General features: G+C 66.8%; 18 protein-coding genes. 11 read left to right on the forward strand and 7 right to left on the reverse strand.

What is annotated here, in order from left to right; all coding sequences use genetic code 11:
• Positions 1–2: 2 nt before the first annotated feature.
• The 8 genes from ACMZ6R_RS07585 to ACMZ6R_RS07620 all read left to right on the forward strand — a co-directional run bounded on the left by ACMZ6R_RS07585 (position 3) and on the right by ACMZ6R_RS07620 (position 8,682).
• Positions 3–341, forward strand: a complete 339-nt coding sequence (locus ACMZ6R_RS07585; protein ID WP_416110313.1) for a hypothetical protein — start codon at positions 3–5, stop codon at positions 339–341.
• 176 nt (positions 342–517) lie between these two features.
• Positions 518–1,717 carry an HD domain-containing phosphohydrolase gene (locus ACMZ6R_RS07590; RefSeq protein WP_416110314.1) on the forward strand — a complete coding sequence of 400 codons (1,200 nt, stop codon included), beginning with the start codon at positions 518–520 and terminating at the stop codon, positions 1,715–1,717.
• 10 nt (positions 1,718–1,727) lie between these two features.
• Positions 1,728–2,546, forward strand: coding sequence for a Tfp pilus assembly protein PilF (locus ACMZ6R_RS07595; protein WP_416110315.1), 819 nt, complete (start codon positions 1,728–1,730; stop codon positions 2,544–2,546).
• Positions 2,547–2,584: 38 nt separating this feature from the next.
• Positions 2,585–3,415, forward strand: a complete 831-nt coding sequence (locus ACMZ6R_RS07600; RefSeq protein ID WP_416110316.1) for a hypothetical protein — start codon at positions 2,585–2,587, stop codon at positions 3,413–3,415.
• Positions 3,412–5,034 carry an ATP-binding protein gene (locus tag ACMZ6R_RS07605; RefSeq protein WP_416110317.1) on the forward strand — a complete coding sequence of 541 codons (1,623 nt, stop codon included), beginning with the start codon at positions 3,412–3,414 and terminating at the stop codon, positions 5,032–5,034. The genes ACMZ6R_RS07600 and ACMZ6R_RS07605 overlap by 4 nt, the downstream gene beginning before the upstream one ends.
• 22 nt (positions 5,035–5,056) lie before the next feature.
• A complete protein-coding gene (locus tag ACMZ6R_RS07610; RefSeq protein ID WP_416110318.1) occupies positions 5,057–6,271 on the forward strand; it encodes an HD domain-containing phosphohydrolase in 1,215 nt (404 codons plus the stop codon).
• Positions 6,272–6,283: 12 nt separating this feature from the next.
• Positions 6,284–7,651 carry a tetratricopeptide repeat protein gene (locus ACMZ6R_RS07615; RefSeq protein WP_416110319.1) on the forward strand — a complete coding sequence of 456 codons (1,368 nt, stop codon included), beginning with the start codon at positions 6,284–6,286 and terminating at the stop codon, positions 7,649–7,651.
• A gap of 11 nt (positions 7,652–7,662) precedes the next feature.
• Positions 7,663–8,682 carry an SPOR domain-containing protein gene (locus tag ACMZ6R_RS07620; protein WP_416110320.1) on the forward strand — a complete coding sequence of 340 codons (1,020 nt, stop codon included), beginning with the start codon at positions 7,663–7,665 and terminating at the stop codon, positions 8,680–8,682.
• 24 nt (positions 8,683–8,706) lie between these two features.
• Here ACMZ6R_RS07620 and tsaA read toward each other — a convergent pair whose 3' ends face one another.
• Positions 8,707–9,219, reverse strand: a complete 513-nt coding sequence (gene tsaA / locus ACMZ6R_RS07625) for a tRNA (N6-threonylcarbamoyladenosine(37)-N6)-methyltransferase TrmO (protein WP_416110321.1) — start codon at positions 9,217–9,219, stop codon at positions 8,707–8,709.
• 35 nt (positions 9,220–9,254) lie between these two features.
• Positions 9,255–10,100, reverse strand: a complete 846-nt coding sequence (locus ACMZ6R_RS07630) for a hypothetical protein (RefSeq protein ID WP_416110322.1) — start codon at positions 10,098–10,100, stop codon at positions 9,255–9,257.
• Positions 10,101–10,282: 182 nt separating this feature from the next.
• On the opposite strand from ACMZ6R_RS07630, the gene ACMZ6R_RS07635 reads away from it, so the two are divergent.
• Complete coding sequence (locus ACMZ6R_RS07635; protein ID WP_416110323.1) at positions 10,283–12,931, forward strand: cache domain-containing protein; 2,649 nt, start codon at positions 10,283–10,285, stop codon at positions 12,929–12,931.
• A 30-nt stretch (positions 12,932–12,961) separates the two neighbouring features.
• Positions 12,962–13,330, forward strand: coding sequence for a response regulator (locus tag ACMZ6R_RS07640; RefSeq protein ID WP_416110324.1), 369 nt, complete (start codon positions 12,962–12,964; stop codon positions 13,328–13,330).
• A gap of 21 nt (positions 13,331–13,351) precedes the next feature.
• On the opposite strand, the gene ACMZ6R_RS07645 is transcribed toward ACMZ6R_RS07640, so the two are convergent.
• The 4 genes from ACMZ6R_RS07645 to ACMZ6R_RS07660 form a co-directional block, all read right to left on the reverse strand.
• Entirely contained in the window at positions 13,352–15,808 is a 2,457-nt protein-coding gene (locus tag ACMZ6R_RS07645) for an ATP-binding protein (RefSeq protein ID WP_416110325.1), read from the reverse strand.
• Between the two features lie 636 nt (positions 15,809–16,444).
• A complete protein-coding gene (locus ACMZ6R_RS07650) occupies positions 16,445–16,786 on the reverse strand; it encodes a P-II family nitrogen regulator (protein ID WP_416110326.1) in 342 nt (113 codons plus the stop codon).
• 24 nt (positions 16,787–16,810) lie between these two features.
• Entirely contained in the window at positions 16,811–18,169 is a 1,359-nt protein-coding gene (locus ACMZ6R_RS07655) for an ammonium transporter (protein WP_416110327.1), read from the reverse strand.
• A 451-nt stretch (positions 18,170–18,620) separates the two neighbouring features.
• On the reverse strand, positions 18,621–19,958 hold the full coding sequence (locus ACMZ6R_RS07660; protein ID WP_416110328.1) for a glutamine synthetase family protein: 1,338 nt from the start codon (positions 19,956–19,958) through the stop codon (positions 18,621–18,623).
• Between the two features lie 239 nt (positions 19,959–20,197).
• On the opposite strand from ACMZ6R_RS07660, the gene ACMZ6R_RS07665 reads away from it, so the two are divergent.
• Positions 20,198–22,561 carry a tetratricopeptide repeat protein gene (locus tag ACMZ6R_RS07665; RefSeq protein ID WP_416110329.1) on the forward strand — a complete coding sequence of 788 codons (2,364 nt, stop codon included), beginning with the start codon at positions 20,198–20,200 and terminating at the stop codon, positions 22,559–22,561.
• A gap of 173 nt (positions 22,562–22,734) precedes the next feature.
• On the opposite strand, the gene ACMZ6R_RS07670 is transcribed toward ACMZ6R_RS07665, so the two are convergent.
• Positions 22,735–25,191 carry an EAL domain-containing protein gene (locus ACMZ6R_RS07670; protein ID WP_416110330.1) on the reverse strand — a complete coding sequence of 819 codons (2,457 nt, stop codon included), beginning with the start codon at positions 25,189–25,191 and terminating at the stop codon, positions 22,735–22,737.
• Positions 25,192–25,223 lie beyond the last annotated feature (32 nt).

Genomic DNA, 25,223 nt, shown 5'->3' on the forward strand with positions numbered 1-25,223 from the left:
GCATGGCCGATACGATCTATCAGGGCGACACGGGCCTTCAAATCGTCCTCGATTGCGGCCGGGACATCACGGCCGCGACAAACGCGGCGCTCATGGTGCGAAAGCCCGATGGCTCCACGGCCAGATGGCCGGCGGACATCACGACGGAAAACGAGGAAACACGCTTTCTGGCTTATACCACCGGCGACGGCGACCTGGCCCAACCCGGGGCGTACAGGCTGCAAGCCTCCCTGACGCTTGGCGATTGGTCCGGCCGTGGGAAAACCGCCTTGCTCGTCGTCCTGCCGCAATTCGCCCCGACCGGGGCCATGGCCACGGGAACGGGTGCGTATGCGATGTAGACGGGCAGGGAGCGAGACGCGCAGGACGTCGGCCGGGGCACCGCCCGGGGACTTCCCTTTCGCTTTCTCCGGCGGACAAGGGCCGGATCGCCGCCGGCGCGCCTTGAATAACGGCCGGAGATAACCTATCCAGGGAGGGCTGGCTGCCTGGGCAAGCCGGCCCCCCCGGAGCCCTCATGGACAAACCCCGCATCCTGTTCGTGGATGATGATCAGGAGATCCTGGCCGCGTACGCCCGTGCCTTCCGCAAGCAGTATGCCGTGGAAACGGCGGCGGGACCCGGAATCGGACTGACGCTGCTCGAAAGCGGCCTCGACGTGGCCGTGGTCGTCTCCGACCTGCGCATGCCCGACATGGATGGCGTGGAATTTCTGGGGCGGGTGCGCGAGCTTTGCCCCGATGCCGTGCGGATGATTCTCACCGGGTTCGCCGACATCGCCGTGGCCATGGCCGCGGTCAACAAAAGCAAGGTGTTCAGCTTTCTGACCAAGCCCTGCCCCGAGGAGGAGCTGGAGGAAGCCCTGGGAGCGGCGCTGCGCCAGCACCAGCTCCTGGCCTCGGAAAAGGAGCTTTTGCGGGGCACGGTGCGCGGCACCATCAAGCTGCTCACCAACCTGCTCGAGATGGTCAATCCGGAAGCCTTCGGCAAGTCCTCCCGGGTCAAGCGTCTGGCCGTGGACCTGGCCGCCTACCTCGGCATGGAGGAATCCTGGCGGCTGGAGCTTGCCGCCATGCTGTCCCAGATCGGCTGCGCCGCCATGCCGGCCGACACCTTGCGCAAGGCCTACCGGGGAGAACCGCTGCCCGGGGACAAGGCCTACGAATTCGCCATGCATCCCCGGATCGCGGCCGACCTCATCTCCAACATCCCGCGCCTGCGCGAGGTGGCCGAGATCATCGCCTATCAGGAAAAACGCTTCGACGGCGGCGGACTGCCCCCGGACGCGGCCAGCGGGGAACACATTCCTTACGGCGCGCGCATCCTCAAGGTCGCCCTGGATTTCGACACCCTGGAGGCCATGTACCGGCACAAGGGCCGGGAAGCCGAGACCGTGGCCCTGTCCCTGTCCCGTATGCGCGACCGGCTCGGCTGGTACGACCCGGAAGTCCTCGACGCCCTCGAATCCCTGGCCACGCTGCCGGACGGTTTCGAGCCCCGGCTCGCCGCGGACGGGGAGCTTGCCCCGGGCATGCTGCTCGACCAGGACGTGCTCGATCTCAAGGGGGAACTGGTCCTTGGCCGGGGGCTCGAACTCAATACCATGTCCATCCGCCGGCTGACCGACCTTGGCGCGAACCTTGGCCGGAAACCGCGCTGGCGGGTCCTGGTCCCGCCGGCCGAAAAACTGGCCTTTGCCAAAATCCTCGACGGGTAAGGGCAAATCCATGGAAGCCATGCCTTCGCCCCCCTCGCCACAACGGCAACCCAAGGACGAGTTGTTCCGGGGCGCTTTTTCGACCCAGATCCACTCCGCCATCGGCTTCGGCTCCACCAAGCGCAAGGTGAAGCAGAACATCCACGTCTTTGCCGAGGAACAAAAAGACGGTTCCTACCTCGTGCGCGCCCTCAACAAGCATTTCATCCCTTCGGGCAAGCCGCGGGTCCTCAGCAAGGAGGAGCTGCTTTCGAACTACCTGCCGGAGCCCGACCTGTACATGAACAAGGTCGTGCCCATGATGCGCCAGGTGCGCGAGACCGTGGACGCGGCCGACGAACACCGGGCGCAAGCCGAATTCATGTCCGCCGAGTTCGAATACAAAAACGCCCTGCGCGTGGACGAGGAGCACATCCGGGCCACCTTCGGCCTGGGGCTCACCTACCTCGACCGGGGCGAGGTGGACAACGCCAACCTGGTGTGCCGGCGCATCATCACCCTGGAGGCGGCCTTCGGCGAGGAGCACAAGCACCTTTTCAACGAATTCGGCATCAAGATGCGCAAGCACAAGATGTACGCCCAGGCCCTGCGGTATTATTTCAAGGCCTACCGCCTGGCGAAAAGAGACGAACACCTGCTCTACAACATCGCCAGGACCTACTATGAAAAGGACAAGCCCAGGCTGGCCAGGAAATTCCTGGACATGGCCCTGACCTTGAACCCCGCCTTCGAGGAAGGGCAAAGCCTTCTGCGCGCCGTGTCGAAGAAGGAAGAAGAGGAAATACTCCTCGGGGGACGCGGGCGCGGCGGGGAACGCGCCGCGTGGTGACGGCGGGCGGCGGCCGGTCGCATCGAAAGAGGATCGCCATGAGCTTTCTTGGACGCTTTCTCGTGGAACAGGGGGCCATCACCGAAGAGCAGCTTGCCGACGGCCTGCGCTTCCAGAAGGAACACAACCGGCGCATCGGCGAAATGGCCGTGGACAGGGGCGTGCTCACCTCCGGCGACGTGGACGGCATCTGTCGCCGGCAACAGACCGACCCCAGGCTTTTCGGCGACATCGCCGTGAAGGAGCGCCGGCTGTCCCGACAGGACCTGGACCGGCTGCTGTTTTTCCAGAAGGTCCAGCACACCTACCTCGGCGAGGCCCTGCTCCTTCGCGGCCATATCGACCGGGAGCAGTACAAGCGGCTTTTGGGCCGCCACTTCGCGTTGCGCCAATCCGGACAGATCAGCCTGCGCTATATCCAGGACTTTTTCGCCGACAACACGGTGGCCGAACTGCTGGTCGCGGCAGCGGGGCGGGCCTTTTGCCGGGTCGCCGGACTTGCGCTGGCGGTGACGGCCCTCGGCCAGCCCGAAGACATGGCGGCCTTCCCGGAAACAGGGCTTCTGACCGGTCTTCTTCCCGGCCCGAGGCGGTTGTGCGCGGCCATCGGCCTAAGCGCCTCCCTCGCCGCCGGCCTGTGCCGGGAAACGGACGCCGCGCCGGCCGAAAAGGCCCTGGACGCGTTTTTCACAACCACGCTCCTTTTTTTCCAGGACATGCTGCGGGACGCCTCCCTGCTTGCCCGGGAAACCCGCCTGACCCGGGGCGGGACCTTTTCCCATCCCCGGGAGGAGTCGCTCGGCATCCGCTGCGACACGCCGGCCGGAGACGCGGCGTTCGCCATCTGGATCGAGGAAAGTCCCGCGTGAGCCGCCACCGTCCGCGATGCCGCAAGGCCCCAAAAGGCCCATGCGATCCCCGCGCTCCGTATTTCGAGGCCCTGTTCGACTCCCTGGACATGGGGCTGTGCTTTCTGGACACAAACCGCACGGTGGTGGCCGTAAACGAGGCCCTGCGCCGTTTTTATCCCGGGGACTTCGCCCCGGGCCGTCCCTGTCCGGGCGACGCGGACGCCTGTCGGCCCTGCCTGGCCGAGGAGGCGCTTACGTCCGGAAAACCGGCCAACCGGGTGGCCGACGTTCTCGGTCCGGACGGCGCGACGCGCCAGGTGGAAAGCGTCTGCCATCCGCTGCGGGGCGCGGACGGCCGGGTGTTCGGCCTGGTCGAAATCGTGCGCGACGTCAGCCGGTGCGTTTCGGCCGAGCGGGAGATGGCCATGGCCGGGCAGGATATCGAGATGCTGCTCGGCTCCATCCGCTCCATCCTGGTGGGCCTGGACGGCGAGGACCGCGTGCGCCGCTTCAACGCCAGCGCCGAGGCGACCTTCGGGCTTGGGGCCGGGCAGGCGACGGGAAAGGATTTCTTTGCGCTGCCCCTTGTCTGGGACGGGCAGGCGCTTCGCGAGGCCGTAACCGCCAGCCGCGACACGCTGTCCCCGGTGCGCGTGGACGAGGTGCGCTGCCGCATTGCGGATGGGAGCGAACGCGTGCTGGGGCTTACCGTCAACCCCGTGCCGGCCGCGTCCGGTTCCCGGCCCGGGGTGCTCCTTCTCGGCCAGGACCTGGCCGAGATCAAGGCCAGGGAACTCAAGACGATCCAGGAACGGCGCATGCAGGCCATCGGTCGTCTGGCCGCCGGCATCGCCCACGAGATCAACACCCCCATCCAGTACGTGACCTACAACGCCGGCTTCCTCGAGGACTCCTTCGCGGACATCCTGCGCCTGCTTGCGGCCTGCGGACGCCTGGCCGAGGCGGCCGCCGGCGGCAGCGAGGCCATCGCCGCCGCGGCCAGGGAACTCGACGCGCTGATCGAGGAGACGGACCTCGACTACCTGCGCCAGGAGATTCCGGCCGCCATCGCCAATTCCCGCAAAGGCCTGCGCCAGGTCTCCGAGATCAGCGCGGCCATGCGCCAGCTGTCCCACCCGGGCACGGGCGAATCGCTCTTTTTCGACATCAACGCCGCCGTGCGCGACATCGTCACCATCACCCGCAACGCCTGGAAACACGCGGCCGAGGTGGAATTAGAACTCGCTGACGGGCTGCCTTTGGTGTACGGTCAGCCCCACGAGGTGTCCCAGGTGCTGCTCAACGTGGTCATAAACGCCGCCCAGGCGGTGGAGGAACGCGTGAGCCGGGAACCCTGGCCACATGGCCGCATCGCCATCGCCACCAGCCTCGGGCCGCACGGCGTGACCGTCGCCGTCGCGGACAACGGCCCCGGCATAGATCCGGCCGATGAAGGGCGCATCTTCGACCCCTTTTTCACCACCAAGCCCGCCGGCAAGGGCACGGGGCAGGGGCTGGCCATAAGCCAGGCCATCATGTCCCGCCACGGCGGCGGCATCGAGGTGACGAACCGACCGGGGGAAGGAGCCACGTTTTTTCTGCGGTTTCCGGCGGAAGGCGCCGGAGCGACCGCGTAAGGCCGGCGGAGGCCGCTTGGGCATGGGCGTCAGACAAAAGATACTGTTCGTCGACGACGACGCGGAACTCATTGCATCGCTGAAGCGCAAGCTGCGGCGCAAGTTCGCCATCGATGTGGCCGAGGGGCCGCTGCGCGCCTTGGAAGCCGTCACCGAAAACGGCCCCTACGCGGTGGTCGTCTCGGACCTGCGCATGCCCGGCATCGACGGCCTGGAATTCCTCACCCGGCTCAAAAAGACCTGTCCCGACACCATCCGCATCATGCTCACCGGCTACGCCGACCTGCAGGAGGCCATGCGCGCCCTCAATACGGGCGGCGTTTTCCGCTTTCTGGCCAAACCCTGCCCCGAGGAGGAGCTGGAGGAAGCGCTTGCCGCGGGCGTGGCCCACTATCTCCAGGTCACGGGCGAAAAGGAATTTCTCAAGGGCTCGCTGCGGGGCATCATCAAGGTGCTCACCGACCTGCTCGGGCTGCTCAATCCCGAGGCCATGGCCCGCTCGGCCCGGGTCAAGCGGCTGGTTGTGGCCATGGCCCGCTACTGCGACGCCCCGGACATCTGGCGCATCGAACTGGCCGTCATGCTGTCCCAGCTCGGGGCCATGGTCATGCCCGAGTCCATGTTCGCCACCCTGCGGGCCAGGGGGACCCTGGAGGGCGAGCGGGCCGCGCTTTTCGCCGTCCATCCGGCCATCGGCGCGGACCTGCTGGACAACATCCCCAAGCTCGGCGAGGTGGCCCACATCATCCGCCACCAGGAAACCCCCTTTGCCGGGGACGGGGAGGACGGCCCCTCGGGCAAACAAATCCCCCTCGGCTCACGCCTGCTCAAGGCGGCCCTGGACTACGACCGGCTGCTGACCTCCGGCACCGGCCGCGACGTGGCCCTGGCCGCCATGGCCGGGCGCGAAGGACTGTACGACCCCAGGGTTCTGGAACTGCTCGGCGTTCTGGCCGGCGCGCGCGAAGGCTACAGCCGGGGCGAAGCCACGGTCACGTCCCTGACGGCCGGCATGGTTCTGGAAGAGGACATCTGTCTCGGCACCGGCGAAACGGCGGCCGTGGCCGGACAGGTGGTGGACCCGGGGCTGATCGAGCGTTTGCAGGACCTCGGCGCGTTTCGCAAGCAGACCCTCAAGGTGCTTTCGCCCACCACCGAAACCGCCGCTTCCGACATGACCGATCCGGCGCTGCTGGCCCTTTTGCGCCGGGTCAGAAGCGCCCTGCCGGACACGTAGAAAAGGTTTTCCATGCCCAATATCATGCGCGTTAAAACCGATCAGGCGGCCAGGCGTTACGAGCGCATCGTCCTGGACTACTTCGCCGCGGGCGGCCTGGCGGTCATCGCCACCGACGACGAGAGCTTCGCCCGCATGGTCAAGCTGACCCTGGCCGGCATCCGGGTGGACGCCCGGGCGTCGTGCCGCGAGACCGCCGAGTACGACGAGGCCGTGACCTTCGCCAACAAGGCCGTGGAACGTCTGTCCGTGCCGCTGCTCCTTTTTCTCGAACGGCGCATGCGCAAGACCACCTGCATCAAGACCGTCAAAGTGCTCAAAAATTTCTATGCCGACCGGGTGCGGTTGATCGTGGCCAGCACCGAAATCTCCCGGGAGGAGATGATGCTGACCCACGAGGTCGGGGCCGACAGCTTCATCACCAAGCCCATCTCGGCCAATGCCATCATCGAAAAGATCGCCTTTGCCATCCGCCCCAACAACCAGCTCGGCGTGCTGCTCGACCGGGCGGCGGAGCTGATCGAGGCGGGGGATCTGGAACAGGCGCAGCGCATCACGGCCAAGGCCATGGAACTCAAGCCCGACAGCCTCAAGTGCCACCTGCTCCTGGGGGACGTTGCCCGCAAGCGCGGTGAATACGAGGCTGCGGAGAAACATTACCAGGCCGCCGCCCGGGTGGAGAAGCTCTATATCGAGCCGCTCAAAAGGCTTGTCGAGCTAAGCCGGGAATCCGGGGAGATGGACAAGCGGCTGGCCTACCTGACGCGCCTGGACAGCCTGTCGCCGCTCAATTTCGAGCGCAAGGTGGAAATCGGCGAGACGTATCTGGCCAAGGGCGATACCGAAAAGGCCAAAGGCTGTTTCGAGGAGGCCCGGCGCGTGGTCACCCGGGAAGCCTCGGACATGGTCAGCGAGTCGCTGATGGAGATTGCCCGCAAGATCGGCGAAAAGGACCAGGAGATGGCGCTGCGCTTCGTCACCGAGGCCATCGAGGCCAAGGGCGAGAGGCTGTCCCCGGCCGATTTGTGGATGTTCAACGACCGGGGCATCCTGCTGCGCCGCCAGGGGCTGTGGTCCCAGGCGGTGGAGAACTACGCCAAGGCCCTGCGCATCGCCCCGGAGGACGCCGGCCTGCTCTACAACATGGGCGTTGCCCACGCCGACGGCAAGCAGTACGATACGGCCCTCGACTTTTTTGAAAAGGCCCTGGCCGCCGACCCGACCCTGATGACCCAGGCGCCCTCGGTCGGCTACAACATCGCCACGGCCCACCACCGTTGCCGCAACCTGGGGCAGGCCCGCGACTGCCTGCGCGCCGCATTGGGAATCGATCCCGACTACGCCCCGGCCAAACGCCTGCTCGAACACCTCGCCGAATAACGCCGACGCCTATGCCCGATTTTCTTCCCATGCGCCGCCGCAGCGCGGCCTGCCTGCTGCTGGCCCTGGCCCTTTTGCCCGCCCGGCTTTACGCCGCGCCGACGCAGCCCGGACCGGGCCCCTCCGGCTTTGACGTCTGCGGGGCGCTGACCACGGCCCCCGGCCTGGCCGATCCCTGGCCCGCCGCCAACACGGGCGTGCGGCCGGGCGGGACGGTCATGGACTCGGACAAGGGGTTCGGCTGTCGTTTCAAGCCGGGCAGCGGCCCCGTCCTTTTGGAAGCGCGGCTGACCCGGCCCACGGCCTCGGGCCTGGGCACGGCCGTGGACCGCTGGCGCGTGCCGGCGCGAAAAGGGGAACCGGCGGCCATCGTCTACGCCTTTTATCCGCCGGGCCGGGCCAAGCCCGGGGAGTGGTCCCTCGAAGTCTATGACGGCGAAACCAGGCTTGCCGCCACGACCTTCACGGTCACCGGCGCAGCGGTCCGGGGCGTCGTCGAGCCTCCCGCGCCGCGAGACGCCATGCCCGACGCGCCGCAAGAGGCCGCCCCTTCCAACCCGACGGCCGCTTCCGCCACCGCCCCGGCCCCGACAAGCGATGCCGCGGCACACCCAGCCCCCCGCGCCACGCCGGAAACGCCCGAACCACAGACCGCGCCACAGCCCGCAAAGTCCGGGGCCGCAACGCCCAAACCGCCCCAGCCCGCCGCGGCCAAACCCGTCATCGCCCAGAAGGCTCCGACAAAACCGGCCGCCGCGCCGGCGACCGGCTTTTACGCCTTGCAGACCGGGCTTTTCGCCGATGCCGCCAATGCCGACACCCAGGCCGCCAAACTTCGCGGCCGGGGCATTCCGGCCTGCGTGGCCGTGGAAAGCGGCAGGAAGGGCCGGCGCTACCGGGTGCTGGCCGGACGCTATGGCGACAAGCGGGCGGCGCTTACGATGCGCGGCGAGGTGGGCCGGGCCGCCGGGGTGCGGCCGCTGCTTTTCGCCGTGGATGCGGCCCAGGCGGGCAGGCTGCGCTGCCATTAGTCGCGCCCCGGGACCGCCCGTGCGTCATTCTGTCTCCTTGCCGTCCTGCGGCGCGAACCGGGCGTCGGCCCGCACCGAGGCCACGACGCCGTCGCGGCCCTCCATCCAACCGCTGCGCACAGCGCCTCCCGGCGCGTCGAAGGCCGGGGCATAGGGCTTGATGTCGAGCAGCGGCGTGCCGTCCAGGACATCGACCCCGCGCACGGTCACCACACTTCCCGCAACCGACGCAACTTCCACCACCGACAGCCCGAGGGGGTTGGGGCGTCTTGGCGCGCGCGTGGCGAAAAGGCCGCGCGGCGTGTCGTCGAGATAGGGCACCACCGTCGGGGCGAAGCCCTGCGAGGCATGAAAGACATAGAGGATATAGATGTGGGAAAAGCCGTCCAGGTCGGCCAGGGCCGGAGCCAGTTCGGGCAAAAGCTCCAGCCGGCCCACGGCCTCGCGGGCCCCGCCGGGCTGGACCGGCATGCCGGCCAGGCTGGAAAAGGGACTGCGGATGACGCCGATGGGCGTAAAGGAATAGGTCGTTTCCATGCCGGACCTCCGTATGCCCGCGTCCGCGGGCCGGGTCAGCCGTCCTTGGCGAAAGCGTCGCTGGCCACGAAAACGCCATACGCAAGCACCATGGCGCACACGCCGAGGAGCGGCGCGTAATAGGCCGGCGCGGCCAGGGCGAAGCGTATCAGCAGCGTGGACAGCGCGAAACCGGAATTGCGGAAAATCGATTCGAACGCCGGCAGATAGGTGTGGGACAAGAGCACGAGAAAGATGTCGCTGAAAATGAGGACCGTGTAAAAAATCAGGAAAAAGTCGTGATGCTGTCCGTAGACGACTTCCTGCCAGCCCACCCACAGGCCGAAGGACAAAAAGAAAGACAGCAGGCAAAAAGCCAGGAATTTCTTGTAGGCCACGAACGGGTAAAGCCACGGACCCTTTGGCCCCTGGGTCCGGGCCCGATAGTGCCGGTAATAAAATCCCAATCCGATGAACACGAGCAGCGCCCCGACGCCGTCGGCCAGCATGGGCAAGAGCACATGGCCGAAATCCGCGCTGGCGATGGGTTCGTGCAGATGCACCAGCTCCTTGAAGGCATCGCGCAGTAAAATAAGGCACAGCACCTCGAACTGCTTGCCCAGGGATTTGGTCACCGAGCAGGGCAACACGAAAATAAGGTCCACCACCTCCTGCACGAGCACCAGCGTGAAGGCCAGGTTGATGGCGTAGAAGTGGGACGTCGGGGTGATGCGGGCCAGAAACGGCGGCAGGAGCCCCCGCACGTTGAGCTCGATGCCGACAAGGCCGACGCAAAAGGCGAGCACCTGGCTTACGGCCACGGCCCGGCGTGTTTTGGGGTGTTCCCAGAAGACGTGAATGGGGTCGAACAAATTGGTGGCGAATTCGTAAAACGTGATCATAAGCGCATCTCGCCAGCCTTATGCCAAAGGCCCGGCCAAAAGGGAAGGTGTTCTGCGTGTGCGCCCTTGCCATTCGGTCGTTCTTCGTTCATAGAATAATTTATTCTCATACACCTTGTTTCGTCCGGTCCCTACCGCCGGCCCGGGACATGACAACCCGCGGGAGCCTTTGGGAAGACGCCATGACAAACATCAAGGACTGGTCCATCAGCCTCAAGATCGTCATTGTCAGCATCATAACGCTCACGGCCCTTTCCGTACTGTCCGTGGGTTTTTTCATCTATGAATTGCGCGTCTACCGCGACGACAACGCCCGCGCGCTGCGCGAGAAGCTCTACGCCCAGGCCAAGGCGCGCGAAGGGGAAACGGTCAAGCAAGTCTACGAGGTCGTCAACTACTTTTACGGGGTGTCCAAGGACGAAGAGGCGCTCAAAAAACGCGCCCACGACCGCCTCAAGGCCGTGGTCGATGCCGTGGTCAGCCAGGCCGGGGCTTTCTATGCCGCCCACAAGGACTCCATGCCCCGCGAGGAACTTCTCGCCCGCATCAAGGAAATGGCCAAAGACGCCCGCTTCGACGGCGGCAACTACATCTGGATCAACGACCTGACCCCGCGCATGGTCATGCATCCCATAACGCCCGCCCTGGACGGCAAGGACCTCTCCGGTTTCCGTGACCCCAACGGGGTGGCGCTTTTTAGCGACATGGTCAAGGCGGCCAAGGCCTCCGGCGAGGGCATGGTGTCCTATATGTGGGACAAGCCCGGCGCGCCGGGCGATCCCAAGCCCAAGGTCTCCTATGTGCGGCTCATGCCGGAACTGGGCTGGATCTTCGGCTCCGGAGCCTGGATCGAGGACGCCACGGCCCGGCTCCAGGAGGAAGCCAAGGCGCAGGTGTCCAAGATGCGCCTGCCCGACGGCAACTACTTTTTCATCTACGACACGACCAGGCCCATTCCGCGCATGGTCATGCACCCCATCCACCCGGATTATGACGGCAAGGTCATGGACATGCCGGACCAGGACCGGGCGACCAGCCTCCAAAGCGGCCAGGACGGCCCGGTCGCCACCTTCCCGGCGGACACGAAGAACATCGCCCAGGCCATGCTCGAGGCTGTGGAGAAAACCGGCGACGGCTACGTGACCTACGACTGGTCCAAGCCGCTGCCGGGCGGGGGCGCGACCAGGGAGCTCTATCCCAAACTCAGCTACGTCATGCTGTTTAAGCCCTGGAACTGGATTATCGGCATGGGCGATTACATCGACGGCATCGACCAGGCCGTGGCCGACGAATCGGCCCAGCTGGATAACGCCGTGCGCGCCATCGTGGTCAAACTCGTCATCGCCTCCGCCATCTTCCTGGCGCTCATGGCGGCGCTGACCTTTGTCATCATGCGCCGTCTGGTCAACCGCCCGATCCGGGCCATCGTGGACTACGCCGACCAGGTGGCCGGCGGCGACCTCGACGCTTCGGTCGGGGCGGAGCTTACGGCCGAAATGGCCCATCTGGCGGCGTCCATCCGGGCCATGGTGACCAAGCTCAAGGAAGAACTGGAATTCGCCCGGGGCATCCTCGACTCCATCACCATGCCATGCGTGGTGGCCGCCCCGGACGGCACGGTGCTTCTGGTCAACCGCTGGCTGGCCCACTTCATGGGCGAGAAAAAGGAGCCGGAGCATTACATCGGCCGCAACCTGCGCGACGTTTTCGCGGCGCACCCCCCGGTGTCGAAGACGCTAAGCGAGGTGCTCGGCCACCGGGAGATCATGACCAACGTGGAGTATGACGGGACCTACGCCTGGGGCGAACGGTTCTTCGTCAAGATCGACGCCGCGCCGATCAGCGGCGAGGACGGGCGCATGCTTGGCGTGTTCGCCATGCTGGCCACCCTGACCCGGGTCAAGCTGCAACAGGAAGCGCTGGCCGAGCAAAACCATCTCATCGCCCAGGCCGCCGGCACGGCCGAGGGCATTGCCGCCCGGCTTGCGGACAACGCCAAATCCCTGGCCGAGCTCATCGACCGCACCAGCGAGGGCGTGGCCAACCAGCGCCAGCGCACCGAGGAAACGGCCACGGCCATGGAAGAGATGAACGCCACCGTGCTGGAGGTCGCCCAGAACGCCGGGGCCGCGGCCGGCAGCGCCGAGGAGGCCCAGTCCCGGGCAAGACAGGGATCGGACATGGTGCGCGAGGTGGTGCGGGCCATCGGCGACGTCAAGGTCATGACCGAGAAACTCCGCGGCGACATGGGCGACCTCGGGCAACGCGCCGAGGGCATCGGCAAGGTGCTGGACGTCATTTCCGACATCGCCGACCAGACGAACCTGCTGGCCTTAAACGCCGCCATCGAGGCGGCCAGGGCCGGCGATGCCGGACGGGGATTCGCGGTCGTGGCCGACGAGGTCAGAAAGCTCGCCGAAAAGACCATGGCCGCCACCCGCGAGGTGGGCCAGGCCATCGAGGACGTGCAGCAGGGCGCGCGGCGCGGCAACGAGGAGACGATCAAGGCGGCCGAGGCCGTCACCCGCAGCACCGGGCTGGCCGAACAGGCCGGCACGGCCCTTGACGCCATCGTGGGCATGGTCGAGGGCACGGCCGACCAGATCCGGGCCATCGCCACGGCCGCCGAGCAGCAGTCGGCCACGGCCAACGAAATCAGCCGGGCCACGGAGGAAGTCAGCCGCGTGGCCTCGGACATTCGCGCGGGCATGGAGGCGTCCGTGACGGCGGTGCGCGGGCTCAATGAGGAAGCCGAGGACTTAAACGAACTGATTGTCCGGATGCAGTCCACAGGCTCCGGCGACACGGGGCCCGGACAACTGCCGGCCTGACGCGGCCCGGCCAAAAGGAGCGATACCACCGTGGGACGGATACTTGTCGTCGACGATGCGGCGATCACGCGCACCATGCTGCGCGACATTCTGGAAAAGGCCGGGCACACGGTCACGGAGGCGGCCGACGGCAACGCCGCCCTGGCGGCCTTCCGGGAAAGCCCGGTCGACCTGGCCTTTGTGGACATCTTCATGCCCGGCAAGGAAGGACTCGCCACCATCAAGGAACTGCTGGAGATACGCCCGCAGCTGCCGTTGGTGGCCATGAGCGCCGGCAGTACCTTCACCGACACCGAGACGCTGGGGTGGGCCAGAAGCTACGGCGCGAAATTCACCCTGGCCAAGCCGCTGCGCGCCGAGACGGTGCTCGACACCGTGAGGCAGGCCCTTGGCGGATAAAGGAAAACCAGCCGCACCGGCCTAGGACGCCGCCGGCTCGATCCCCTCGGCGGCAAATCCGTCGAGGGCCCGGCCGAACGCCGCCGCCAAGGACTCGTAGAGGGCCGGCAACGCTTCCCTTTGTCCCTGGCGGGCGGCAAACTCCAGCGCCCTGGCCCGGGCCGAGGCGGGGCTTGCCCCGACCACGGCGGCGTTGCCCTTGAGCGCATGGGCGACAAGGACCGTGGTCTCCGTATCGCCGCCGTCGAGGGCCGCCCGCAACCGCTCCAGGTCGTCCGGCGTATCCCGCAAAAAAACGGCGACAAGCCGTTCGTAGAGTTCCCGGTCGCAGCCAAGGTTGTCCAGGGCCTCGGCGCGGCCGGCATCGAACGGGACCTCCCCCGCGCCGCCATCCCCCGATTCCTCCCCCGCCCGGGCCGCAAGCCCGGCCGCTTGCGGCGCGAAGCCGCCCTGCCCCGCCGTGACCTTGGCCATGACCTCGAGCAGCCGGTCCAGATTGACGGGCTTGGACAGATAATCCGTGGCCCCGGCCGCCAGGATGCGTTCCCGGTCCTCGATGGCGCCGTGGGCGGTCAGAGCCAGAATGGGCAACCCCGGGTCGCACCCCTCCACCTGCCCCTGCCGTATGGCCCGGGTGGCGGCCAGGCCGTCCATGATCGGCATGCGGATGTCCATGAGCACGAGATCGAAGCGGCCCATGGCCAGGGCGTCCAAGGCTTCCCGACCATTGCCCACCCGGGTGACGCGGTGGCCCCGGGGGGTGAGAAAAGCCATGAGCATTTCCGCGGAAAGCGCCGAATCCTCGGCCAGCAGGATGTCCAGGGGCGGCAACGGCTGCGGGGACATCGTGGCCTGGCACGTCGCGGTCGTATCCTCCGACGTGAAGGTTTGCCCCGCGTGCGGCAGGGCGAAGCAGGCGGTAAAGAAAAACTCGCTGCCCTCCCCCGGTTGGCTGCCGACCCAGATGCGCCCGCCAAGCAGGCCGACCAGGCGGCGGCAGATGGCCAGCCCCAGGCCCGTGCCCCCGTACTGCCGGTTGATGGACTCGTCGGCTTGGCGAAAGCTCTCAAAAATGGCCTCTTTCTTCTCCGGATCGATGCCCACCCCGGTATCGCGCACGGAAAAGAGCAGGCCCACCGCCTCCCGGTCACGGCAGGCGTCCCCCCGGCAATCGTCTTCCCGGCGCACGGACACGTCGATGCGCCCCGAAGGCGTGAATTTGAGGGCATTGCCGATCAGATTGCCGAGCACCTGCCCGAGCCGGCCGGGATCGCCGACAAGGGTTTCCGGCACGTCCGCGGCGACATGGGCCTTGAGCGCCAGCCCCTGACGCGCGGCCAACACCGCGTGTCCCGCCAAGGCGGCGTCCAGAACCCGGCGCGGGGAGAAGGGGATGGCTTCGAGATCGAGCCGGCCGGCCTCGATCCGGGACAGGTCGAGCAGGTCGCCAAGGAGCGTGCGCAGGGACGCGCCGGCCTCGCGGATCATCTCGAGCGCCCGCACATGGTCCACCTTCCCCTGGCTGTCCGGCCTCAGGGCCAGGTCGGCCATGCCCAGGATGACGTTTAGGGGCGTTCTGATCTCGTGGCTCATGTTGGCCAGGAATATGGACTTGGCTTTGGAGGCCTGGTTGGCCTTCCTGCGGGCGGTAATGAGTTTGCTGGCGGTGCGCTCGTGCTCCTCGATCTCGCGGGAAAGCCTTTCGTTGGCGGTTTCCAGGGTGCGGTTGGCCTCGCGCAGGCTGGCGGTGCTGCTGGCGATGCGGGAATCCTGGTCACGGACAAGCGCGGCCAGGGTCAACTGGGCCTGGCGCTGGGTGGTTATGTCGGACAACAGGCTGACGGAGGCCGGCGCGTCGTCCCACTCGATGCGGGCCGAAACGGCCTGCACCCAGCGGATGTCGCCGCTTCGCGTCACGATGCGGAAGACCTGCCCCGGGGGCGCGGACTGGCCGGCCAACCGCCGCGTGTGGTTCCCGAGGACACCTGCACGGTCCTCCTCGTGGAGGAAGTCGGTAAAGGGATGTGCGCACAAGGTGGCGGCATCGTGGCCCGTAAGCCGCTCCATGAAGGGATTGACGTAGGCCAGCTTGCCCCCCACCGCGATGACCACGCCTTCCATGAGGTTGTCGACGACGGCCGAGAACTGTCGCTGGCAGCGGGCCAGCCGGGCACGAAGCGTCGCCAGCTCGGAGGTATCCTGCATCCAATCCAGAAAAAAAAGGCCGCCGTCGGCATCCACCAGCCGGATGCGCCGGACGCGGTACAGGCACTCCCCGTCGGCCCATTCCCAATCGGCCCCCGGCTCCGCCGGCCCGGGCAGGGGACAGGAGTGGCCGCACACGTTGCCGAAAAGACGCAGAGCCCCGGCATTGGCATGGCAAACCCGGCCGGCGGCGTCCACGAGCATGGCCGCCTCGGGGAGCGCATCGCAAAATTGTCGGAAATGCCGCTTCTCGCCAGGACCGGGCGCATCCATGGAAGCCCCTCCAGTATTGCCAACATGCGCGCCGACAGGCTTTACTGTCAAGCCGGACACGTCCGCATTTCACGTCCCTTCCTGGCGGAAACCCTCTTGTATTCGAACAAGGCTGCCCCGGTCTTTTCCGTAACCTCCTCCAGCGACGCCCACGGAAGCCGGAAGTTTTGGGGAGGGGAGAGTGCGGCCTTAGCCGCCGAGCTGTTGGCGGATGGCGGCCCCGGCGTCGAGGTGCACGCCGTCCAGGGTGAACGGTTCCGTGCGTCCGGCCTGACGCTTGGTCAGGACGGCGTTCACGTCGGCCACCACGGCTCCGGTGCGCCGGCCGATGTCCCGGATGCTGGCATTGTAGGCGTTGAGGCGTTCGGCGTTGAACTGGCTGGACGCGGCCTTTCCGGCTCCATGGGCGGCAGTGAACAGGCTCTAGCAGGTTCCAATGGCGGCATAAACCAACGCGCCTGGGGGCATGGCACGTTTCGACAGCGGCCAGGGCGGCATCGCCGGGCAAGATCCCTGACCATGCTGGCATGGCCCGCCCGCTGCCGGCGGCTTTTCCGTCCGAGGCCACGCAAAAGGCCCCTGCCGCATGCGGCAGGGGCCTTGTTTCCGGGTTGTTCCCGACCGGGCGGGAAGAAGCTAGCCCAGGATGCCGTTGCCGGTCTCGCCGGTACGGATGCGGCGGGCGTTGCAGAGATCCTGGACGAAGATCACGCCGTCGCCCTCCTTGCCGGTCTTGGCGCCGGTGGAGATGGCGTCCATGACGTCGGTGACCTTGTCATCGGCGCAGGCGACTTCCAGGCGCACTTTCTTAAGCAGGTTCACCTCGACGATGACGCCGCGATACTGCTCGGTATAGCCCTTCTGGCGGCCGCAGCCGGCAATGTTGGTGACGGACATGCCGTGGATGCCCTTGGCGTACAGGGCCTGCTTGACGGCATTGAGCATTTCAGGCCGAAAATAGGCGGTGACGAGTTTCATATATAATCTCCCAATGTCCCGTGCTTACTCGGTGATGAAGATCTGGAAGCCGCTGTAGGCCTCGGAGCCGTGCTCGGTGATGTCGAGACCCTTGAGCTCCTCTTCCTCGGTGACCCGGATGCCGACGGTGACCCGCAGCAGGGAGAAGGCGATGAAACCGGTGCCAAAGGCCCAGATGAACACCGAACCCACGCCGATGACCTGGGTGATGAACTGGGCCATGCCGCCGCCGTAGAACAGGCCGGCCACGCCGCCGAAATCGGGGCTGGCGAGCAGCCCCACCATCAGGGTGCCGAAGGCGCCGCACACGCCGTGCACGGAGATGGCGCCGACCGGGTCGTCGATCTTGAGCACCTTGTCGATGAATTCGACGGACAGGACGACCAGGATGCCGGCGCAAAGCCCGATGATGATGGCGCCCATGGGCGAGACGTTGGCGCAACCGGCGGTGATGGCGACCAGGCCGGCCAGGACGCCGTTAAGGGACATGGAGACGTCGGGTTTGCCGTAGCGGAGCCAGGTGGTCATCATGGCGGTCAGCGCGGCGGCGCAGGCGGCCAGGTTGGTGGTCACGGCGATGAGGCCGATGTTGCCGGTGGCGGCGGTGGTGGAGCCGGGGTTGAACCCGAACCAGCCGAACCAGAGGATGAAGACGCCAAGCGCGACCAACGGCAGGTTATGGCCCTGGATGGCCCGGGAGACGCCGTCGGGGGTATACTTGCCGATGCGCGGTCCCATGAGCATGGCGCCGGCCAGGGCGATCCAGCCGCCCACGGAGTGGACCACGGTGGAGCCGGCGAAGTCGATCATGGGCGCGTCGAACTTGGACAACCAGCCGCCGCCCCAGATCCAGTGGCCGGAAACGGGGTAGATGACGGCGGTGACCGCGAAGCTGAGGAACAGGTAGGAGATGAACTTGGTACGCTCGGCGATGGCGCCGGAAACGATGGTCACGGCGGTGGCGGCGAACACGCACTGGAAGAACCAGTAGGTGTAGCTCCACAGGCCGTCCGGCGTGGCGGTGGTGGCATCGGCCAGGCCGAAGTTGGAAAAGCCGATGAAGCCGCCGATGTCGTTGCCGAACATGAGCGCGTAACCGAACAGGAAAAAGGCGATGGAGCCGGCGGCGAAGTCGAACATGTTCTTCATGAGGATGTTGCCGGCGTTTTTCGCCCGGGTCAGGCCCGTCTCGACCATGGCGAAGCCGGCCTGCATGAACATGACCAAAGTGGCGGCCACGAGCGTCCACACGGTGTTGCCGTTCATGATGGACAGAAACTCGGGCTTGGCGGCCTCTTCCTGGGCCAGGGCCAGCGCGGGCAGGGCCAAAACGGCCAGAGCCGCGATCGCGCCCATTTTGTAGAGATTCCGTCTGTGTGCCATAAACCCCCCTTCTTCAAAAAGTTTGATGAAATTTTTCGGCTTGCCAGCCGCCGAAACCCAGAGACGTGCCCGGGACCGCTCTCCTCGGCCCCGAGCACGATTTGCAAATCCGAGGCCACACGGTATTAGCTTGAAATTTAAGGAATTTTAAAAACAGGCGTTTTCCCTTCCTACAGATTTGGCGCTACCCGGTCCCTCTTCGCACAAAAATGAAATATATTGCTTACGAGCAATGGAGTCCCTCACTCCCAATAAAAACAGGGAATATCTTGCATAGAGTGCCTTTCCTTGCAAGCAAAAAATCACAATTTTGACATTTTGCCCAAGCCGACGACAACAGCCCGGCCCACCGGAAAACAGGCCGCGCAATCGTCGCCAGGCCCCGCGCCGGCCGCCGCCAAGGCAAAAAAAAAAGGCCGCCCGAAGGCGGCCTTGAAGCCATGCGGCACGGCTACAAAATCGGCAGGTAGCGCTCGATTTCCCATTCCGTGACCTGGGTCCGGTAGGCGTCCCATTCGGCCTTCTTGTTTTCGAGCAGCGCCGCGTGCAGGTGGTCGCCGAGCACCTCGCGCATGAGTTCGCTTTTTTCCAGATGGTCCACAGCCTCGCGCAGGCTGCCCGGCAACGAGGAAATACCCTTGGCCGCCATTTCCTCCTCGGTCATCTTGAAGATGTTCTCCTCGATGGGCGGGGCCAGTTCGTAGCCTTCCTCGATACCCTTAAGCCCCGCGCCGAGCATGGCCGCGAAGCACAGGTAGAGGTTGCAGGCCGGGTCGGGGCTTCGCAGCTCGATGCGCGTGGCCGCTTCCTTGCCCGGCTTGTACATGGGCACCCGGATGAGCGCCGACCGGTTGCGCCGGGCCCAGGCGATGTAGACCGGGGCTTCGTAGCCCGGCACCAGCCGCTTGTAGGAGTTGACCCACTGGTTGGTGATAAGCGCGAATTCCGGGGCATGGCGCAATAGTCCCGCGATGTAGCTCTTGGCCTCGGCCGAAAGGTGGTAGACGTCGGAGGCGTCGTAGAAGGCGTTTTTCGAGCCCCGGAAAAGCGACTGGTGGCAATGCATGCCCGAGCCGTTTTCCCCGAAAAGCGGTTTGGGCATGAAGGTGGCGTAACAGCCGTGCTTGCGGGCGATCTCCTTGACCACCACCCGGTAGGTCTGGGCGTAGTCGGCCATGAGGAGGCCTTCCTGGTAGCGCAGGTCGATCTCGTGCTGGCTCGGGGCCACCTCGTGGTGGCTGTACTCCACGGCCACGCCCATGGATTCCAGGGCGAAATTGATGTCGCGGCGCACATCGTTGGCCAGATCGCGCGGCGGGGCGTCGAAATAGCCGCCGTAGTCCAGGATCTGCGGCTGGGTCGAATTGGCGAACAGAAAAAATTCCAGTTCCGGCCCCACGTAATAGGTGAAGCCGAGGTCGGCGGCTTTTTTGACCATCCGCTTGAGCACGTAGCGGGAGTCGGCGGCGAAGGGCGTGCCGTCAGGATTTTTCACGTCGCAAAAGAGCCTGGCCACCGGACGGTCGGAGGGCCGCCAGGCGACAAGCTGGAAAGTGGCCGGATCGGGAAAGGCCACCATGTCCGATTCCTGGATCTTGGTGAACCCCGTGATGGAGGAGCCGTCGAAGCCCATGCCCTCCTCGAAGGCGTTTTCAAGTTCACGGGGCGTAATCTGGAAGCTTTTGAGCACGCCCAGAACATCGATGAACCAGAACTGGATAAACGAAACGTTGTAATCCTTCACGGCCCGCAGCACATCGTCCGCGTTTTTGCAGTGAAATACCGCCATGCCCGATACCTCCTTTGTTTTCCGGCAATTATAATCCACCGGGGAATCCGGACGCCCGGCCGCCGGCCCCCGAAACCCGCCGAGGGGGCACCGGCCGACACGCTGCCATTTCCCAAACTATCGCAGTCGGGAAGAAGCGTAAAGCGCCCCACTCCGCCCGGCCGGTCGCGAAAACGCCTTGGTCGCGCCCGGGATTTCTGATAATCGTGACCGTAACTCCCTAACCCCGGAGGGTCGGTATGCGCATGTCCGAGGAGGCTCCCCCCGCGAGCCTGGATCCGGTCCGCGAGGAAAAACTGGCCATCGTGGCGCTTTTAAACGCCGGCAGCCGCGCCGACGCCGAACGCCGCGCCGACGCCCTGACCCGGCAACTGCCGCACGACGTCTTCGGTTTCAGCGTCTCCGGCACCCTGCGCCTGACCCGGGGCGATGCGGCCGGAGCCGTCAGGCGCCTGAGCCGGGCCGTCTCGCTGGCCCCCGACGTCGCGGACATCCGGACCAATCTCGGAGTCGCCCTGGCCGACACCGGCGATCTCGAGGCCGCCCTTGCCTGCTACGATCAGGCCCTGGCCCTGGCCCCCGACTCGGTCGCCGCGCTGACCAACCGGGGCGCCGCCCTGGAGGCCGCCGGACGCCACGAGGAAGCGGCCCGAAACTACCGTCGCGCCATAGCCCTCGACCCCGGCCATGCCAAGGCCCACTACAATCTCGGCAACACGCTCAAGGCCCGCGGCCGGCTGGAGGAGGCCCTGGCCTGCTACGACCAGGCCCTTACCGCCGATCCCCAGTACGTCTTTGCCCAAATCAGCCGGGGCATGATCCTGGCCGACCTGGGCCTGCACGGCGAAGCGGCCTCCTGCGCCAGGGCCGCCCTGCACCTGCGCCCGGACCAGCCCGAGGCCCTGGACCTGCTCGCCGGCTGTCTCCTCGCCCAGGGGGCCGATCCGGCCCAGGCCATGGAATTGGTCGTGCATTCCCTGGCCGTGGGGGAAGGCATCGAGGCCAGGCGGCTTTTCTGCGCCTGCCTGCGCCGGCTGCCGCCCTGGAAGCTGGACGCGGCCGGCCGGGAAACCCTGGGCCGGGCCCTGGCCGGACCCTGGGAGCGGCCGGAGATGCTGGCCGGACCGGCGGCGCGCGTGCTGGAGCACGATCCGGAAGTCGGACCATGCCTGCGTCTGGCGGTCGCGACCTGGCCCGGGCCTGTGCCCGCGGCCGCGCTTTTCGCCCCGGCCGGCGCTGCCGGGCTGGCCGCCCATCCGCTGCTGCTCCGGCTCCTTACGGCCGCGCCCGTGCCCACCGTGGAGATGGAGCGGTTTTTGACCCTGGCCAGGGGAGCGCTGCTTGCCACCGCGGCCCAGACCTTGCCGGACGAGGCAGGCGCGCCGGCCGGACTGGCCTTTTACGCCGCCCTGGCCCGGCAATGCTGCATCAACGAATACGCCTTCGCTGTCCCGGACGCGGAAGCGGGGCAAGCCGAAACCCTGCGGCGCGCGCTGGAAGAGGCCCTCACCGCCGACCGGCCGGTGCCGGCCCTGTGGGTCGCGGCCGTCGGGGCCTACGGCCTGCTCGGCGCGCTTGCCGGGGCCGACCGGCTGCCCGGCCGCGACTGGCCCGAGGCCCTGGCCGCCGTCATCGACCAGCAGGTGCGCCAGCCGGCCATCGAGGCCCGGCTGCGGGAGACCATGGAACGGCTCACGCCCATCGACGACGAGGTGTCGCTGCGGGTGCGCCGGCAGTACGAGGAAAACCCCTATCCGCGCTGGGTGCGGGTGGCGCCGGTGGATGCGCCCGTGGCCTTCGACGCCTTCATGCGCCGCCGCTTTCCCCTGGCCGCTTACACGCCCCTTGGCCGCGACGACCGCCTCGACGTGCTGGTGGCCGGCTGCGGCACGGGCCAGCACGCCCTGGAGACGGCCCGGCGCTTTCGCGGCGCGGACGTCACGGCCGTGGACCTGAGCCTCGCCAGCCTCGGCTATGCCAAACGCAAGGCGGCCCAGGTACAGGCCGGCAATATCGCCTTTGCCCAGGCCGACATCCTGCGCCTTGGCGCGCTCGACAGGCGCTTCGACGTCATCGAGGCGTCCGGCGTGCTGCACCATCTGGGCGACCCGTTCGCCGGCTGGCGCGTGCTGCTCACCCTGTTGCGCCCCGGCGGCTGCATGCGCCTGGGCTTTTACAGCGCGCTGGCCCGGCGCGGCATCGCGCGGGCCAGGGTATTTCTCCAGGCCAAGGGCTATACGGCCACGGCGGAGTCCATGCGGCGCTGCCGCCAGGAACTGCTGCGCCTGCCGCCGGACGATCCCCTGCGCCAGGTGCTCCTGTGCGATTTTTTCAGCCTGAGCGGCTGCCGCGACATGCTCTTTCATGTCTGCGAGCACACCACCAACCTGCTGGAGCTCAAGTCGTTTCTGCACGACAACGGCCTGCGCCTTTTGGGCTTCGATATCGACACGGCACCACTGGAGGCCTACCGCAAGCTCCATCCGTCCGACCAGCCGGCAACGGACCTGTCCAACTGGAACACCTTCGAGCAACAGTATCCCGATACGTTCCTCGAGATGTACCAGTTCTGGGTGCAGAAGAAAAAACGCGCCGCCGACTGACGAGGACGTGGATTTTATCCGAAGCCTCGGCTAGGGGGAGTGCTCGGTCCAGCCCACACCCAAAGCCCCGCCGGAGGAGCGCCATGGCTCTCGGCGCGACGCTGGCGATGGGCTAGCGGCCGCGCGGCACGACCGGCCGGACGCCTTCAGGGGAACCGGGCGGCGGCCGGGCGCTACTGCTTGCGCGACGGCGGGGACTCCCGGCCGGACGCGCCCCCGGGCCGGACCGCCGGGGCCGGACCCAGGGCGCTTGCCGCCTCGGGGGGAAGCGGCTTGCCGTAGAGCCAGCCCTGGGCCAGATCGCAGCCGGCCAGGGACAGGAATTCGTGCTGCAAGGCCGTCTCCACGCCTTCGGCCACCACTTCCAGGCCCAGGCGCTGGAAAAGCGCGATGAACCCCGAGACCATGGAGCGCGCCCGCACGTCGTATTCCAGGCTTTTTATCAGCGATTTGTCGAGCTTGACGATGTGCACCGGGTATTCCACCAGCACGCTTAGGGACGAATAGCCCACGCCGAAGTCGTCCACCGCGATGCGAAAGCCGCTGACGATGAGCCGTCCCAGGATGACCTTGGCCGTCTCGGGGTCGGCGATGATCATGGATTCGGTGATCTCGAGCACCACCGTGGCCGGATCGACGCCCGCCGCCCTGGCCCGGCCGATAAGGTCGTCCACGAAATCCTCGTCCTGGAACTGGTTGCGCGAAACATTGACGGAAAGGCGCAGGGGCCGGCCCTCCTCGCGCCACTGCCGCAGCCGGGCAAAGGCCATGTCCAGGACGAGCCGGCCGATGGGGATGATGAGCCCGGTTTCCTCGGCCAGGGGAATGAACCGATCAGGCGGGACCATGCCGCCGTCCGGGAGCATCCAGCGGACAAGCGCCTCGAAATGCTCGGCAACGCCCGTGGCCATGGACACGATGGGCTGATAGCGCAGGACGAACGCCTTTTCCTCGATGGCCCGCTTGAGGTTGTTTTTGAGTTCGAGCCGGGCCTTGGCCTCCTCGGCGATGGCGGGCTCGAAAAAGCGGACCCGGCCGCCGCCCTCGGACTTGGCCAGGTACATGGCCGTGTCGGCATTGCGCATGAGCGCGTCCGAATCCCGGCCGTCGGCCGGGAAAAGGGCCACGCCCACGCTGGCCCCGACCTCGAGGGCCGCGCCTTCCACCTCGAGCGGCCGCGAGGCCGCCGCCACAAGCTTCTCGCCCAGACGCGCCGCCACCGCCGGGTCCGTGGTCTCGCGCAAGATCACCGTGAATTCGTCGCCGCCCATGCGGGCCAGGGTATCCTCGTCGCGCAGGCAGGCGCGCATGCGCCCGGCAATAAGCGAAAGCACCTGGTCGCCCACGGAGTGGCTCAGGCTGTCGTTGATGTACTTGAAATTGTCGAGGTCGAGAAACAGCAGGGCAAAGCCGCGCGAACGCCGCGTGCCGATGGAAATTTCCCGCTCCAGCCGGTCCAGGAACAGGGCCCGGTTGGGAAGCGCGGTCAGGGCGTCGGAATAGGCCAGGCTGCGCAGCAGTTTTTCCGTGGCCTTGTCCTTGGTGACGTCGGAAAAGACCAGCACCAGATGGCTGCCGGCGTCATCGTCGAGGGGCAGGGCGTTTATGGACAGGCGCAGCGGCAGCGCCTTGCCCGAACGGGAAACGCCCGGACATTCGCCCGACCAGGCGGAACGCCGGGTCAGGCCGTCCAGAATGGTTCGGTGGAGCGTGGCGTCGTGAGCGGCAAGAAAGGTCTCCCGGGCGCAGCGCCCGTGCAGTTCGCCGGCGGAAAACCCCGTGATGCGCAGGCAGGCGGCGTTGACCTCCAGCACCGTCAACCGGCGGTCGGTGATGACCATGGCCGCGTCCGTGGCCGCGACCGCGATCCTGAAAAGCAGCAGACGCTTTTCCGCCAGCCGGCGCTGGGCGTTTTCCCTTTCCAGCTCGTCGTTGGCCCGCTCGAGCTGCCGCGTATGTTGGTTGATCTCGCCAAGAAGCGCGTTGTAGGCCGCGACCACCTGGCCGATCTCGTCCCGGCTGGTCCAGGGCAGGGGCTCGCGCCGACCCGTGGCATGGCTGCGGGTCAGGGCGTCGCGAAGACGCCTAAGCGGTATGCCGATGCGCCAGTGCACGGCCCATAAGAGCCCGGCGGTGAGCAGGACGATCAAGGCGGCGGCGGTCGGCAGATCGGCGTCCCGCCGGCTGGCCAGCCCCTGGCGGATGCGGCCGTCGTGGTAGGCGGCCTCCAGCCGGCCGAGGGCGTAGGTCTCGCCGCCGGCATGGTGGAGGAGGTCCCGTCTGGCCGTGAGGATCCGCACGTCCGCGCCCGGGTCCGCGCCCGAATGGGCCAGGAGCGCCCCCTTGGCGTCGTAGAGCCGTATCCATTGCAGGTCCGGGTTCTGGGCATAGCTGCGGAAAAGACGGTCGATGGTCGCTTGGTCGAATTCCCAGACCGGGGCCTCGAGTTCGGCGGCCTGGGCGGTGAGCAGGCTGTCCAGGCGGATTTTGAGGTCCTCCTGGGCCTGCCGGGCGAACCGGGCCGTAAAGATCAGGTACATGATCGCGGCCACGCTCAGGGCCACGGCCAGGGCCGGAAGCAAGACCCTGGTGGCCAGCCCGAGGTGCGGACGCTTGCCGAAAATCGCCATGCTCGTGTCGTATCCTCGACCTTCGCGTATGT

The organism is Solidesulfovibrio sp. C21 (assembly GCF_047785625.1).
Taxonomy (GTDB): domain Bacteria; phylum Desulfobacterota; class Desulfovibrionia; order Desulfovibrionales; family Desulfovibrionaceae; genus Solidesulfovibrio.

Excerpts from the sequence above, each read along its gene's own strand:
- ACMZ6R_RS07585 (WP_416110313.1), top strand. The coding sequence starts at position 3 with ATGGCCGATACGATCTATCAGGGCGACACGGGCCTTCAAATCGTCCTC.
- ACMZ6R_RS07655 (WP_416110327.1), bottom strand. The coding sequence starts at position 18,169 with ATGGCACACAGACGGAATCTCTACAAAATGGGCGCGATCGCGGCTCTG.
- ACMZ6R_RS07600 (WP_416110316.1), top strand. The coding sequence starts at position 2,585 with ATGAGCTTTCTTGGACGCTTTCTCGTGGAACAGGGGGCCATCACCGAA.
- tsaA (WP_416110321.1), bottom strand. The coding sequence starts at position 9,219 with ATGGAAACGACCTATTCCTTTACGCCCATCGGCGTCATCCGCAGTCCC.
- ACMZ6R_RS07660 (WP_416110328.1), bottom strand. The coding sequence starts at position 19,958 with ATGGCGGTATTTCACTGCAAAAACGCGGACGATGTGCTGCGGGCCGTG.
- ACMZ6R_RS07630 (WP_416110322.1), bottom strand. The coding sequence starts at position 10,100 with ATGATCACGTTTTACGAATTCGCCACCAATTTGTTCGACCCCATTCAC.
- ACMZ6R_RS07635 (WP_416110323.1), top strand. The coding sequence starts at position 10,283 with ATGACAAACATCAAGGACTGGTCCATCAGCCTCAAGATCGTCATTGTC.
- ACMZ6R_RS07590 (WP_416110314.1), top strand. The coding sequence starts at position 518 with ATGGACAAACCCCGCATCCTGTTCGTGGATGATGATCAGGAGATCCTG.
- ACMZ6R_RS07620 (WP_416110320.1), top strand. The coding sequence starts at position 7,663 with ATGCCCGATTTTCTTCCCATGCGCCGCCGCAGCGCGGCCTGCCTGCTG.
- ACMZ6R_RS07595 (WP_416110315.1), top strand. The coding sequence starts at position 1,728 with ATGGAAGCCATGCCTTCGCCCCCCTCGCCACAACGGCAACCCAAGGAC.
- ACMZ6R_RS07645 (WP_416110325.1), bottom strand. The coding sequence starts at position 15,808 with ATGGATGCGCCCGGTCCTGGCGAGAAGCGGCATTTCCGACAATTTTGC.
- ACMZ6R_RS07665 (WP_416110329.1), top strand. The coding sequence starts at position 20,198 with ATGCGCATGTCCGAGGAGGCTCCCCCCGCGAGCCTGGATCCGGTCCGC.
- ACMZ6R_RS07670 (WP_416110330.1), bottom strand. The coding sequence starts at position 25,191 with ATGGCGATTTTCGGCAAGCGTCCGCACCTCGGGCTGGCCACCAGGGTC.
- ACMZ6R_RS07610 (WP_416110318.1), top strand. The coding sequence starts at position 5,057 with ATGGGCGTCAGACAAAAGATACTGTTCGTCGACGACGACGCGGAACTC.
- ACMZ6R_RS07650 (WP_416110326.1), bottom strand. The coding sequence starts at position 16,786 with ATGAAACTCGTCACCGCCTATTTTCGGCCTGAAATGCTCAATGCCGTC.
- ACMZ6R_RS07615 (WP_416110319.1), top strand. The coding sequence starts at position 6,284 with ATGCCCAATATCATGCGCGTTAAAACCGATCAGGCGGCCAGGCGTTAC.